Source organism: Bradyrhizobium sp. C-145 (genome assembly GCF_023375135.1).
Lineage (GTDB): Bacteria > Pseudomonadota > Alphaproteobacteria > Rhizobiales > Xanthobacteraceae > Bradyrhizobium > Bradyrhizobium zhanjiangense.
Window position 1 is genome coordinate 7,395,921 of record NZ_CP088150.1, and the last position, 12,568, is coordinate 7,408,488.

General features: G+C 64.0%; 13 protein-coding genes, 1 other RNA gene and 1 pseudogene. 10 read left to right on the forward strand and 5 right to left on the reverse strand.

All coding sequences use genetic code 11. The features are described from left to right. Positions 1-20: 20 nt before the first annotated feature. The 3 genes and pseudogenes from LRP30_RS34775 to LRP30_RS34785 form a co-directional block, all read right to left on the reverse strand. Positions 21-1,535 carry a tripartite tricarboxylate transporter permease gene (locus tag LRP30_RS34775; RefSeq protein ID WP_164939538.1) on the reverse strand — a complete coding sequence of 505 codons (1,515 nt, stop codon included), beginning with the start codon at positions 1,533-1,535 and terminating at the stop codon, positions 21-23. A gap of 7 nt (positions 1,536-1,542) precedes the next feature. Then, entirely contained in the window at positions 1,543-2,304 is a 762-nt protein-coding gene (locus LRP30_RS34780) for a tripartite tricarboxylate transporter TctB family protein (protein WP_128937717.1), read from the reverse strand. Between the two features lie 95 nt (positions 2,305-2,399). Beyond that, positions 2,400-2,680 (reverse strand): annotated as a pseudogene (locus tag LRP30_RS34785) (chromate transporter); the annotation flags it as partial. A 119-nt stretch (positions 2,681-2,799) separates the two neighbouring features. Here LRP30_RS34785 and ssrA point away from each other — a divergent pair. The 10 genes from ssrA (at position 2,800) to LRP30_RS34835 (ending at position 10,883) form a co-directional block, all read left to right on the forward strand. Next, positions 2,800-3,167, forward strand: a transfer-messenger RNA (tmRNA) gene (gene ssrA, locus LRP30_RS34790). A 116-nt stretch (positions 3,168-3,283) separates the two neighbouring features. After that, positions 3,284-3,802 (forward strand): ClpXP protease specificity-enhancing factor SspB, encoded by a 519-nt coding sequence (locus LRP30_RS34795; protein ID WP_091879040.1) that lies wholly within the window; start codon positions 3,284-3,286, stop codon positions 3,800-3,802. Between the two features lie 90 nt (positions 3,803-3,892). Then, positions 3,893-5,326, forward strand: a complete 1,434-nt coding sequence (gene fumC / locus LRP30_RS34800; RefSeq protein ID WP_249757739.1) for a class II fumarate hydratase — start codon at positions 3,893-3,895, stop codon at positions 5,324-5,326. Positions 5,327-5,602: 276 nt separating this feature from the next. After that, a complete protein-coding gene (locus tag LRP30_RS34805) occupies positions 5,603-5,791 on the forward strand; it encodes a DUF4169 family protein (protein ID WP_249757740.1) in 189 nt (62 codons plus the stop codon). Next, positions 5,788-6,039, forward strand: a complete 252-nt coding sequence (locus LRP30_RS34810) for a ribbon-helix-helix domain-containing protein (protein WP_084805126.1) — start codon at positions 5,788-5,790, stop codon at positions 6,037-6,039. Before LRP30_RS34805 ends, LRP30_RS34810 begins: the two co-directional genes overlap by 4 nt. Before the next feature lie 115 nt (positions 6,040-6,154). Next, positions 6,155-6,430: a FeoA family protein gene (locus LRP30_RS34815; RefSeq protein WP_091879050.1), complete on the forward strand. Its 276-nt coding sequence runs from the start codon at positions 6,155-6,157 to the stop codon at positions 6,428-6,430. 23 nt (positions 6,431-6,453) lie between these two features. After that, entirely contained in the window at positions 6,454-8,325 is a 1,872-nt protein-coding gene (locus LRP30_RS34820; RefSeq protein ID WP_249757741.1) for a ferrous iron transporter B, read from the forward strand. 305 nt (positions 8,326-8,630) lie between these two features. Continuing rightward, complete coding sequence (locus LRP30_RS34825) at positions 8,631-8,912, forward strand: hypothetical protein (protein ID WP_128937720.1); 282 nt, start codon at positions 8,631-8,633, stop codon at positions 8,910-8,912. Between the two features lie 127 nt (positions 8,913-9,039). After that, positions 9,040-10,143 (forward strand): calcium/proton exchanger, encoded by a 1,104-nt coding sequence (gene cax / locus LRP30_RS34830; RefSeq protein WP_249757742.1) that lies wholly within the window; start codon positions 9,040-9,042, stop codon positions 10,141-10,143. Between the two features lie 242 nt (positions 10,144-10,385). Then, entirely contained in the window at positions 10,386-10,883 is a 498-nt protein-coding gene (locus LRP30_RS34835; protein WP_249757743.1) for a GNAT family N-acetyltransferase, read from the forward strand. A 168-nt stretch (positions 10,884-11,051) separates the two neighbouring features. Here the strand turns inward: LRP30_RS34835 and LRP30_RS34840 are convergent, their stop codons facing one another. Together LRP30_RS34840 and LRP30_RS34845 are read right to left on the reverse strand one after the other, a co-directional pair. Continuing rightward, positions 11,052-11,291: a hypothetical protein gene (locus LRP30_RS34840; protein ID WP_100234818.1), complete on the reverse strand. Its 240-nt coding sequence runs from the start codon at positions 11,289-11,291 to the stop codon at positions 11,052-11,054. A gap of 31 nt (positions 11,292-11,322) precedes the next feature. After that, the gene (locus tag LRP30_RS34845) at positions 11,323-12,441 is read right to left on the reverse strand and encodes a DUF2336 domain-containing protein (RefSeq protein WP_128935978.1); all 1,119 of its coding nucleotides are present in this window, start codon (positions 12,439-12,441) and stop codon (positions 11,323-11,325) included. Between the last annotated feature and the right edge of the window lie 127 nt (positions 12,442-12,568).

Consider the following 12,568-nt stretch of genomic DNA (forward strand, 5'->3'; position numbering starts at 1 on the left):
CCGACGCAGGGCGCAACGCCTCAGTTCTCGGACTCGGTGAACACCTCATCGCGCTTGGCGCGCAAGACCGGCAGCACCGTAAGGACAAGAAGAGTCGCCGCGACCGCGAGCAGCACTGCCGACAACGGACGCGTCAGGAACACGCTCCAGTCGCCGCGCGAGATCAGCAGCGCACGGCGCAGGTTCTCTTCCATCAGCGGTCCCAGCACCATGCCGAGCAGCAGCGGCGCCGGCTCGAAATCGTGCTTGATCAGCCAGTAACCGACGAGGCCGAATACACCTGCGAGGATGACGTCGACCGGCGCGTTGTTCACCGAATAGATGCCGATCGCGCAGAAGATCACGATCGAGGGGAACATCAGTCGGTACGGCACGCGCAGCAGCCGCACCCAGATTCCGACCAGCGGCAGATTGATGATGATCAGCATCAGATTGCCGATCCACATCGAGGCGATCATGCCCCAGACGAGATCCGGCTGCTTCTGCATCACCTGCGGACCCGGCACGATGCCGTGAATGGTCATCGCGCCCACCATCAGCGCCATCACCGCGTTCGGCGGGATGCCGAGGGTAAGCAGCGGGATGAAGGAGGTCTGCGCCGCGGCGTTGTTGGCACTCTCCGGCCCGGCCACGCCTTCAATCGCGCCGCGGCCGAACCGCGACGGGTTCTTGGCGAGCTTCTTCTCGAGCGTATAGGCCCCGAATGATGCGATGGTCGCACCGCCGCCGGGCAAGATGCCGAGGATCGAGCCGAGCACGGTGCCGCGCAGGATGGCGGGCGTCGAGTCGACCAGATCCTTCCTGGTCGGCATCAGACCTGTAATCTTCTGCTGCACGAGATCGCGGCTCATCTCGGCGCCGGCGTCGAGATTGCGGATGATCTCGGCAAAACCGAATACGCCCATCGCCACCGTCGCAAAGCCGAGGCCGTCGGCGAGTTCCGGAATGTTGAAGGCCATGCGCGAGGCGCCGGTCTCGATGTCCGAGCCGACCATCGAGAGCAACAGACCGAATACGATCATGGCGATCGCCTTCAGCACCGAGCCCTTGGCCAGCACCACCGCGAAGATCAGGCCGAGTACCATCAGCGAGAAATATTCGGCCGGGCCGAACGCCAGCGCGAGTTTCGTGAGCGGCGCGCCGAGGACGGCAATCAAGACGGTCGCGACGCAGCCGGCGAAGAACGAGCCGATCGCGGCGATCGCCAGCGCCGGGCCGGCGCGGCCTTGCCTCGCCATCTGGTGGCCGTCGATGGCGGTGACGACCGATGTCGCCTCACCGGGTATGTTGACCAGGATCGACGTGGTCGAGCCGCCGTACTGGGCGCCGTAATAAATGCCGGCGAGCATGATCAGCGCGCCGACTGGCGGCAATCCAAAGGTGATCGGCAGCAGCATCGCGACCGTTGCGATGGTGCCGATGCCCGGGAGCACGCCGACCAGCGTCCCGACCAGGGCGCCGATCAGGCACATCAGAAGGTTGATCGGGGAGAACGCGACGGCGAAGCCGTGAGCGAGGTTGGCAAAGATATCCATCACGCCCTCACTGGATCAGGAAACGCGGAAACATCGGCATCGGCAGCCCGAGCACGTATGGAAACAGGATCGCGCAACCAACCGTCAGGCAGGCGCCGACGATCGCCGCTTCAAGCCAGCGCGTCTCATTCGATCCGGTCGCCGCGATCATGAAGCTTAGGAAGGCCGTGACCACGAGGCCGAGGGGCCGGATCGCCAGCGCAAAGAAGAGGATTGCCGCCACCACAAACAGCGGTCCCCGCCAGGAGTAATGGGAAAGCGGGGCTCCCTCCGTCAGGAGGCCCGTCAAGGCGATGCCGGCGGACAAGGCGACCAGCAGGCCGCCGAACATGCGCGGCGCGGTCCCCGCGCCAAAGGAGAAGCCGCGCATGCCCTGCAAATCACTCGACGCCCATAGCGCGAACAGGGCGACCGCCATCAGGACGATGCCGCCGACATAGTCCTGCGCCGACCGGATCGTCATGAACAGCGTGAGGATCGCCACCACAAATAGCGGATAGGAATAGATCAGTGCCAGCAGCACCTCGGACGACACCTTCTTGGCACCGCCACCGAGCGATCCGAAGATCGCGCTGGGCGCTCCGGCGAGCAGCGCCGTCGCGTGGCTGGTGACGACCGTTGCCGGGCCGCGGCCGGTGCCCCAGCCGAAGATCGTCCCGATCGACCAGATCAATTCGAAAATCTGCGGCGCAATCGCCAGCAGACAAAAACCGAGCGCCAGCTTTGTGTTTCGAGTGGCTGTCGCTGAGTGGCCCATCGTGTCGGCCATGCCTGTCTCCTCCGCGACCCGTAAGTCACGAGCACTGTTGTTCTAAATCGGCTGGAACTGGATCCCCCGCCCGGATCACTGCCTAGCGATTTTCATCACACAATGCCAGCAAAACCCAACACCCCCCAGCATGCAGGAACCAGAGCGGATTGATGCGCGAAACCGGTGCGATCACCGCAACCATCGCGGTCAGGAGCAGTGCAGCAATTGTGCGATCGGTCGCAGGGCACTCGCCGCCGTAGCCTATTAACGTCACGATAAGCACGTTCGGAGCGGGCGAGAGCTACGCGATCGCATAGGCGTCAGTGAACGGCTTGTCGCTCATCCAGTGATGCACCTCGACCGCGATACGGTGCATCTCCGGCACCGCAGTCGCGGTCTTGGACGGCCGGTGCTGAAATCCGGGGACATGTCAGACGCTTAGGAACGAGGGTCGCGCCACGGCCAAGACGGGCCCGAACCTATCCAAAGGAACCGCAGCCAATTCGCTCGAAACCCCTGTTTTTCGAAAGCTTTGCGCCCTATATTGGGGATGCCGGTTCGCCGGCTATGGAAATAAACGGTCGTCGCAATAAACCATTCGGACCCGGGGGCGGTACCCGGCGCCTCCACCAAAGCCCACCTACGGGGCAGGCCTAGAAGCGGGCTTTGGCGGGGGCGAAATAGGATCGACGAGGGCGTAAAGGGCGTACTTTTTCCCGGTATTGTTCCGCCGTTATCGGGCTACTGCAATAGTTGCCAACGACAACTTTGCTCCGGTTGCTCAGGCTGCGTAACGCAGTTTGAAAGACCACTCTAAAGTCCTAGCGGGTTAAGCTCCGCTAGGCGGGGTTCGGAGGCACCTGGCAACAGAAGCCTCCACTTTGCTTTTTGATTTCTTCCACGGCGGGGGCTCCTGCTGACCCGTCAGGCGCGATACTATTGCGGCTTGGCGAGTCGGACCGGCAGGGTCCGGCTTCGGGGATGCAACAGGACCACCATGGCGACCGATCATATCCGATACGATGTGCTGGCCCGCGACGCGCTGCGCGGTGTGCTGCGCAAGGTGCTGACCGATGCCGCGGCCCATGGCCTGCCGGGTGAGCACCATTTCTTCATCACCTTCGTGTCGAAGGCCGAGGGCGTGAAGCTGTCGTCGCGGTTGCTCGCGCAATATCCGGAAGAGATGACGATCATCCTCCAGCACCAGTTCTGGGATCTGACCGTGCTCGAGGACCGTTTCGAGGTCGGCCTGTCCTTCGGCGGCATTCCGGAGCGACTGGTGGTGCCGTTCAGCGCCATCAAGAGCTTCCTCGATCCGTCCGTGAAATTCGGTCTCCAGTTCGACACGTCCGACGTCGCCGAGGTGGCGCCCGAGAGTTTGCCGGCAGCACCCGCGCCATCGGCCGTCGCGGTCCCCGCGTCTGCCGCTGAGCCGGCGGAAAGCGCGGAGGAGCCGGCGGCCCCGAACCAGGGCGGCGCCGAAGTCGTGCGGCTCGATCGTTTCCGCAAGAAATGATCTAGGTTGGGCCCGCCCCCGTCGCACACGGCCAGACTCCCTATATAGAAGAGCATATCAAGAGGCCCGCGCGGCATTTCGCGCGGCGGAATGGATGTGCTCATGGCCAAAACTGCCCGCTCGAAGACTGCTCGCCCCGCCACCCGCACCGAGACCGACAGTTTTGGTCCGATCGAGGTCGCCGCCGACCGCTATTGGGGGGCGCAGACCGAGCGCTCGCGGCAGAATTTCCGCATCGGGACGGATCGCATGCCGATCTCGCTCGTGCATGCCCTCGGCATCGTCAAGCTCGCCGCGGCACAGTCCAACCGCGAGCTCGGCCTGCTCGACCAGCGCCGCGCCAATGCCATCATCCGTGCCGCGCGCGAGGTGATCGACGGCAGCCTCGACGATCATTTCCCGCTGGTGGTGTGGCAGACCGGCTCGGGCACCCAGACCAACATGAACCTCAACGAGGTCATCGCCAACCGCGCCAACGAGCTGCTCGGCGGCGAGCTCGGCACCAAGAAGCCGGTGCATCCCAACGACCACGTCAACATGAGCCAGTCGTCGAACGACTCTTTTCCCACCGCGATGCACATCGCGGCGGCAAGCCGCATCATTGCGGATCTCGTTCCTGCGCTCGGTGAGCTGCTCCGCGCGCTGCGCAAGAAAGAGAAGGAGTTCGCCAGAATCGTGAAGATCGGCCGGACCCACACCCAGGACGCGACGCCGCTGACGCTCGGCCAGGAGTTTTCCGGCTATGCCGCGCAGGTCGAGAGCGGCATCACCCGCCTCAAGGGCGCGGTGAAGGAGCTTTATCCGCTGGCGCAGGGCGGCACCGCCGTCGGCACCGGCCTCAACTCGAAGCCGCGCTTTGCAAAACTGTTCGCTAAGCACGTTGCCGGGATCACGAAGCTCCCCTTCACCAGCGCCGCCAACAAATTCGAGGCGCTGGCCTCGAACGATGCCTATGTGCTGGCGCACGGCGCCATCAATTCGATGGCGACGGGCCTGTTCAAGATCGCCAACGACATCCGCCTGCTCGGATCCGGCCCGCGCTCAGGGCTAGGCGAACTGATCCTGCCGGAGAACGAGCCGGGCTCCTCGATCATGCCGGGCAAGGTCAATCCGACCCAGTGCGAGGCGATGACCATGGTCTGCTGCCAGGTGTTCGGCAATCACACCGCGATCACCGTCGCCGGCAGCCAGGGCCATTTCGAGCTCAACGTCTTCAAGCCGGTGCTGGCCTACAACATGCTGCACTCGATCCGCCTGATGGCGGACGCTGCGCGCTCTTTCACCGAACATTGCGTCAGCGGCATCCGCGCCGACGAGAAGCGCATCAAGGAGCTGATGCAGCGCTCGCTGATGCTGGTGACGGCGCTCGCGCCCAAAATCGGCTACGACAATGCGGCCAAGGTGGCCAAGACGGCGCATGCCAACGGAACCACGCTGAAGGAAGAGGCGCTGCGACTCGGCTTCGTCTCGGCGGATGAATTCGACCGCCTGGTACGCCCCGAGAAGATGACCAGCCCGGGATAAAATTCCGAATTCCGATAGCCATCCGTAGTGATACGGACGCCGGACCCGCAGAAATATAGGGCTTTGAGCGCGGGATTTGATTACCGTCAATGTTGCGGCGGGGCGGCGTGTTACGCAGCCCTCTGCCCTTGACGGGGCTAATTCATCGTTTGATGGCCCGAGGGGCCGATTGACGAGGACGAGCTAATGGCGATCAAGTCTTTTGGGGCGCAATGCGGCGCCCTGTTTCTGAATGTTTCATCCGGCGCAGAGAGGATCGGGTGATGGAGACACGGCATGGGGAACGTCATCAACCTGAATCGTTTCAGGAAGCGCGCCGAGCGGGAAGCCTCGGCGAAGCAGGCGGACGCCAACCGGGCGAAGTTCGGTCGCACGAAGGCGGAGCGGTCGGCGGCGGAGAAGCGGGCGGACCAGGCGAAGGAGCATCTGGACCGGCACCGGATCGATCGCGAGGAGCAGCCATGAAGTCGCCCGTCGTGAAACGATCGATCGTCGTCGCCGGCCACAAGACCAGCGTCAGCCTGGAAGAGGCGTTCTGGAACGGCATGAAGGAGATCTCGGGCCTGCGCAACATGACGCTGTCCGAGCTCGTCGGCGAGATCGACGGCGCCCGCCAGCAGGGCAATCTGTCGTCGGCGATCCGCCTGTTCGTCCTGGACTACTTCAAGAGCCGCGCCATGGCCGTCCAGCCGGAAAAGGTCCCGGCCCAGTAGCCGCCGGAGCGCTTTCCCGGAGCGCCCTGCGATCTGCACTTTAAAATCACTCTAAGGTGCAGCTTCGGCGGGCGAGCGCGCTTGACCTCAATGCCCTGCATTGAAAATACAGGGCATGACCGACACCAATGACATGCGCCCGCACATGCCGCTGGGTCTGGCCCAGCGTGGCTATACCGGCGTCATCCAGCATCTGTCCGCCCGCGAGGCAGGCTCGGCGCTCTCGGACATCGAGCTCGAGAGCCGGCTGATCGAGCTCGGCTTCGTCGAGGGCGCCCAGGTCGAGGTCCTGCATGAGGGGCTGGTCGGACGCGACCCGATCGCCGTGCGGGTCGACAACATCACCATCGCGGTCCGTCGTCGCGAAGCCATGGCCATCATCGTCGCTTAGGTAGCGGCCGGATATTTTCTCCCATGGAATTACCCCTGCTGCATCTCGCCTTGGTGGGCACGCCAAACAGCGGCAAGACCTCGCTGTTCAATGCCCTGACCGGCAGCCGGCAGAAGGTCGCGAACTATCCGGGCGTCACGGTCGAGCGCAAGGAAGGCTTCTTCGTCACCCCGCTCGGCCGCCAGGTCTCCGTGGTCGACCTGCCCGGCACCTATTCGCTGCGCGGCCGCAGCCCGGACGAGGAGATCACCCGCGACTTCGTGCTCGGCAAGGCCTCCGGCGAGACAGTGCCCGATCTCGTGCTGTGCGTGGCCGACTCGACCAATCTGCGCCTGACCATCCGCCTGCTGCTCGAGCTCAAGCGCACGGGACGGCCGATGATCCTCGTGCTCAACATGTTCGACATCGCGACGCGTCGCGGCATCGATGTGGACGTGGAGCGGCTCGCCAAGGAGCTCGGCGTGCCCGTGGTCACCTCGATCGCGGTGCGCAAGGGCGGCACGGCCGATCTGCTGGCTCTGACCGACGAGATTGCGGCAAAACTCGCCGCCGAGCCCCAGGAGAACAGCTGGCGCGCGCTCAGCGTCAGCGAATTGCGCGCGACCCAGCGCGAGGCCGACCGCATCATCGCCGACTGCGTCAGCCTGCCTGCTAGCCCCGACACCTGGACCGCGCGGATCGACGCCGTCGTGCTGCATCCGGTCGCCGGCCTCATCGTGCTCGCGCTGATCCTGTTCGTGATGTTCCAGGCGGTGTTCGCCTGGGCGAAGCCGCTGATGGAGCTGCTGCAGTCCGGCTTCGATGTACTCGGCGGGTTCGTCCACGCCACCCTCCCCGACGGTCTGTTGCAGAGCTTCCTTCAGAACGGCGTGATCGCGGGCGTCGGCAGCGTCATCGTGTTCCTGCCGCAGATCATCATCATCTTCCTGTTCATCCTGCTCCTGGAAGATTTCGGCTACATGGCGCGCGCCGCGTTCCTGATGGACCGCATCATGGGCGGCGCCGGCCTGCACGGCCGTGCCTTCATTCCGCTGTTGTCGAGCTTTGCCTGCGCCATTCCCGGCATCATGGCAACGCGCGTCATCGACAACAAGCGCGACCGACTGACCACGATCCTGATCGCGCCGCTGATGACCTGCTCGGCGCGTATTCCGGTCTACACGCTGATCATCTCCGCCTTCATCCCGGCCAGGGACGTCTGGGGCTTCATCAACCTGCAAGGCCTCGTGATGTTCGGCCTCTATGCGGCCGGCATCACCAGCGCGCTTGTGGTCTCGTTCCTGATCAAATTCTTCATGCTGCGCGACTATGCGCCGGCGCCGTTCATGCTGGAGCTGCCGGACTACAAGATGCCGCGGCTGAAATCGATCGCGATCGGCATCTACACCCGCGCCAAGATGTTCTTGCAGCGTGCCGGCACCACGATCTTCTCGATGATGGTGCTGATCTGGTTCCTGGCCTCGTTTCCGCAGCCGCCGGTGGGCGCCACCGAGCCGGCGATCGACTTCAGCCTGGCTGCGATGATCGGCAAGGCGCTCGCGCCACTGCTCGCGCCCGTCGGCTTCAACTGGCAGATCGCGGTCGCCCTGATCCCCGGCATGGCGGCGCGCGAGGTCGCGGTCGCAGCGCTCGGCACCGTCTATGCGATCGAGGGCGGCAAGGAGGCGGCCGAGCAGATCGGCCAGGTGCTGGCGACGAAATGGTCGCTCGCGACCGCCCTGTCGATGCTGGCCTGGTACATCTTCGCCCCGCAATGCGCCTCCACCCTCGCCGTGATCCGGCGCGAGACCGGAAGCTGGGCCTGGATGGCCGTGACCTTCACCTACATGTTGGTGCTGGCCTATGCGGCGAGCCTCGTCACCTACAATGCCGCGGTCGCGCTAGGCGCGGGCTAAAGCCCGTTCCAAAACAAAAACTGCGAAAACAACCCCATGCACAGTAGACGGGGGTCGTGAAATCAATGGCTTACGCGGGTGCGAACGTCATCCGACCGTCGATGGGGCAACTGGGCCTAAATTCGGAAAATCAGTTGACCCGTCGGGCAAAACACCGGCATGATGGCATCGTGGAAAGAGAGGCAAGATGCGCCCTCGGCGCGATGCTTGCGATCCCCTCGAACTACGACCGCATTGATTTCGGTCAATGGTCCACCTCACCGGCCTGTCACGCTTTCTCCTCGTCCTGCAAAGGGAGAGAGCACATGACTGGACATGCCAAGCTGATCGGACTGTTCGTCACCGCCGCGCTGTTCACGGCAGCGCCTCTGTCGTTCCGCACCTCGCCGGTGGATGCGCTCGCCGTGTCCGTTGACACCGCCGAGGCCCGCGTCGGACGCCCGCTCACGCCCGGAAGCGTTGCTGGCGTCAATCGCAGGGTCCATCGGCGCGCCTACTATGGTGCAGCAGCGGCCGGAGCTGCAGCCTATGGTGCCTATGGCTATCGCCGGGCTTGTGGATATTACCCCTATCCGCCCTGCTATTGAGACGCGTGCGAGGCTCGTCGGATCGACGAACCTCGCGCCGGTTCGAGGGCCCGCAGGTCGTTGAGCCAGATCAATACCGGAGCCATCTGCGGCGGCAGCGTCGAGGCCTGACCGCGAAGGACGGACCATGCATTCGCTGCTCAAGGAAATCCGGCACAGCCCGCTTCTGTGGATGCTGGTCATCGTGCCGGTGGTGATCGCGCTCGAGCACATCATGCCGGACGCGCATACGCTGCTGTTCGTGCTGGCCGTGATCGCCATCGTGCCGCTCGCGAGCCTGCTTAGCCACGCAACGGAGGCCGTGGCCGAGAAGACCGGTGATGCAGTCGGCGGATTGTTGAATGCCACGCTTGGCAATCTCACGGAGCTCATCATCGCCGTCACGGCGTTGCAGGCCGGGCAATACATGCTGGTCAAAGCCTCGATCGCGGGTGCGATCGTGACCAACTCGCTCTTCATGCTGGGCGCATCGCTGTTTCTGGGCGGACTGAGGCATCGCGTACAGGAGTACAACCGGGCGGGCGGCAGGCTCCATTCCGCGCTGCTGCTGATGGCCACGATCGCCCTGTTATCCCCTTCGGCCGTGGCCGACCTCAACTTTCCCGGACACGAGGCGACGGTGCAGCGCTTGAGCGTCGCCTTGGCGGTCCTGCTGATTGCGGCCTACGGTCTCAGCCTGCTGTTCTCGCTGAAGACGCACAAGGAGCTGTTTGCGAGCAGCGACCATGGCGAGAGCGGCGGCCCGGCGCTACCGGTTGCGGTCGCCGTTCCGACACTGGGGATTGTCACGGTGCTCGTTGCGCTCGTGAGCGAGATTTTCGTCGAGTCGGTGCAGAAGGCTGCGGAAACGCTCGGCATGACCCCCGCCTTCGTCGGATTCATCGTGGTTGCCCTGGTCGGCGCTGCGGCCGAAATGGCCGTGGCGTTTTCCGCGGCACGCCGGAACCGGCTCGACATGAGCGTGAGCATCGCGCTCGGAAGCGCATCCCAGATCGCCTTGTTCGTCGCACCCGTTCTCGTGTTGCTGAGCTATTTCGTCGGCCCGCAGCCCATGGACCTTCAATTCTGGCCGGGAGCCGTGACCATGGTCATGATCGCCGCCGTGGTGACTAGCTTCATCACCAACGGCGGACAATCTGCCTGGTTCGTCGGAGCGCTCCTGCTCTGCATCTACGCGATCTTCGCGATGACGCTCTACATGGTCCCACCCGGCTCGCACGGCCCGGTCTAGGCTATGGCCGCTTCCACCCATCATTGCGAGGAGTCCTTGCAACGAAGCAATGAAGACCATCTCCGCGGAAACAGCGTGGCAACGGAGTGTAGGACGCCGTCATCGCCCCCTGGCGAGCGGAATTGGAGCACACCGTAAATCCGGCGCGCCTACGTGTGTGTGAAGCACTTCACACGCTCCGGGAGTTTTCGTGCCCCGCTGGCGTGGTGACATCCGGTGCAAAATGCAGCTATCTGTCTTCAATGGATCACTTCAGCACCGACAGACTGACCGCCGAGAGGTTGAACGAAGATCACCTCGCCGACCTCGTCGCGCTGCATCTCGATGCCGAGGTATCCCGCTATCTCGGCGGGGTGCGAGCGCCCGAGGTCACGAAGACCTATCTCGCCACCAACATGGCGCATTGGGACGAGCATGGCTTCGGGCTGTGGACGCTGCGATCGAAAGACGGGGCATTCGCCGGGCGGGCGGGAATCCGGCATATCCTCGTCGACGACGTCGACGAGATCGAGATTGCCTACGCGTTCAAGCGGGAATTCTGGGGCCAGGGATTTGCGAGCGAGATCGCGAGCGCGTTGACGGACATCGGGCTGTCACAGCTCGCACTGTCATCCCTCATCGGCGTCGTCGATATCGGGAATGGCGCATCGCGCCGCGTGTTGGAGAAGTCGCACTATCTGCTGGAGCGGAACACGAACCGTCACGGCGAGGACGTCGTGATCTACCGCATCCGACGGTGAGCAGGGACAACCACCGTCATTGCGAGCCAACGGGTCCGCGCGCAGCGCAGCCCGATGACGGGCTCCGCGAAGCAATCGAGACTGCCTGCTGCGGAAAGATTCTGGATTGCTTCGCTGCGCTCGCAATGACGGCGTGGAAGCAGCCGCTACGGACGCGACGGTCGAGCCTTACCTGAAATAGCCCAGCACGAGATCGACATCCGCGCTGCGTGCCACCGTGCCGTTCAGCTCAGCGTCGATGACGCGGCGGCAGGCTTCGATCGCGGCGTGGTCGCCGAGGTCGTTGGCGGCTTCCAGCACGAGCCAGGCGACGTCGACCGACGCCTTGTCCGGCGCACCGCCGCCGAGATCGGCGGCCGGCGACTTGTTGATCTTCTTGCGAACCGCGGTGCCGAATTGAGGCAACATTGCAGATACTCCCTTATCCTCAGTGTACCTGTCAGTGAACTTGGAGCTCGGGCTGACGGCCCGCATCGGCACCCGCGCTGTTCTTGCGCGACTGGTAGAACTTCAAGATGCTGCGCGAGGTCTCGATCTTGAGGCGGCCGTACTCACGCTCATTGTCCTGGAGCTCGCGCGCCGTGATCAGATGATCCTTGGCACCGAGGAACAGCAGCGACATGGTCGTGTCCCAGGAGAAATCGAGCGCCTTGCACAGCACCAGGATCATCTCGCGGTTGCGGTCCATCAGCGCGCGCTCGATCACGTCGACCGGCAGCGCCGACAGCAGCGACAGGCCGATCTGCACCTCGTCGAAGCGGTGCTGGCGCGCATAGTTCGAGATCGAATCCTGGTTGAGGTTGCCCTGGCGGTACTGCGTCGTCACCACGCGCTTGGCGACGAAATAGCTGCGCGAGGACGGACCGAACTTGGACTGAAGGTCGCCGGTGACCTCGGTCACCGAGCTCTGGATCTGCGCCATCATCTCGGGCCGCTCGGTCTCGAGGCGGCGGCGGACGTCTTCCGACGCCTTTGCGATCAGCTGCTGGAAGATGTGGCGCGGCACGTCCTTGCGCAGGCCGAGCTGCTCGGCGAGGATCGAGTCGCCCTCGGCGCGGCGCACCATGTGCAACAGGCCCGAGCCGGAGAAGCGCGCGCCCTCGTTTTTCGCAACCGACGTCACGACCTCCTGGTTGCCGCGCTTGACCAGCACGTCGGTCACGGCCTCGCCGATCGACTGGCGCTGGGCGATCGCGAGCAGATGCGCCTGGCCTTTGGTCATGGCGCTCTCGACCAGCATCTTCTCGTCGATACGCGTGGAGTCGCGCAGAACGGGGCCGGCGACCTCGATCTCGTCGTCGAGCGCGAGCTTTGCGATGACGTTGAACGGGGCGTGGTCGCACGCCGACATCACTTCCGAGAGCTGCACCCGCGCAGCAACCTCGATTTCGTCGGCGAGCCGCCCGATGACCTCGCCGAACGTGCTGATCTCGTCATCGCTGTAGCGGCCGGTGATCAGGATGTCGGTCGCATGCCACAACGCCTTCGCCCGGCTTTCGTCGGTGCCGCGCGCGATCGCGTCGTCCAGATCCTGTAGAAGCGTCTTCGCCCCGTTCATCTCGATAACCCCAGTTCTTGGTAGCGCTTCGGGAGCTGTCCCGCCGCTCGTGGCAGGACACCGAATTCCTCAGGAACTGACGCTAGAGATCAAACGCGAGAATTCAGTAAAATCGGCAAATCAGTTT

Coding starts and splice junctions, on each gene's coding strand:
- LRP30_RS34835 (WP_249757743.1), top strand. CDS start 10,386: ATGGATCACTTCAGCACCGACAGACTGACCGCCGAGAGGTTGAACGAA.
- cax (WP_249757742.1), top strand. CDS start 9,040: ATGCATTCGCTGCTCAAGGAAATCCGGCACAGCCCGCTTCTGTGGATG.
- LRP30_RS34780 (WP_128937717.1), bottom strand. CDS start 2,304: ATGGCCGACACGATGGGCCACTCAGCGACAGCCACTCGAAACACAAAG.
- LRP30_RS34775 (WP_164939538.1), bottom strand. CDS start 1,535: ATGGATATCTTTGCCAACCTCGCTCACGGCTTCGCCGTCGCGTTCTCC.
- LRP30_RS34795 (WP_091879040.1), top strand. CDS start 3,284: ATGGCGACCGATCATATCCGATACGATGTGCTGGCCCGCGACGCGCTG.
- LRP30_RS34810 (WP_084805126.1), top strand. CDS start 5,788: ATGAAGTCGCCCGTCGTGAAACGATCGATCGTCGTCGCCGGCCACAAG.
- LRP30_RS34845 (WP_128935978.1), bottom strand. CDS start 12,441: ATGAACGGGGCGAAGACGCTTCTACAGGATCTGGACGACGCGATCGCG.
- LRP30_RS34815 (WP_091879050.1), top strand. CDS start 6,155: ATGACCGACACCAATGACATGCGCCCGCACATGCCGCTGGGTCTGGCC.
- LRP30_RS34840 (WP_100234818.1), bottom strand. CDS start 11,291: ATGTTGCCTCAATTCGGCACCGCGGTTCGCAAGAAGATCAACAAGTCG.
- LRP30_RS34825 (WP_128937720.1), top strand. CDS start 8,631: ATGACTGGACATGCCAAGCTGATCGGACTGTTCGTCACCGCCGCGCTG.
- fumC (WP_249757739.1), top strand. CDS start 3,893: ATGGATGTGCTCATGGCCAAAACTGCCCGCTCGAAGACTGCTCGCCCC.
- LRP30_RS34820 (WP_249757741.1), top strand. CDS start 6,454: ATGGAATTACCCCTGCTGCATCTCGCCTTGGTGGGCACGCCAAACAGC.
- LRP30_RS34805 (WP_249757740.1), top strand. CDS start 5,603: ATGGGGAACGTCATCAACCTGAATCGTTTCAGGAAGCGCGCCGAGCGG.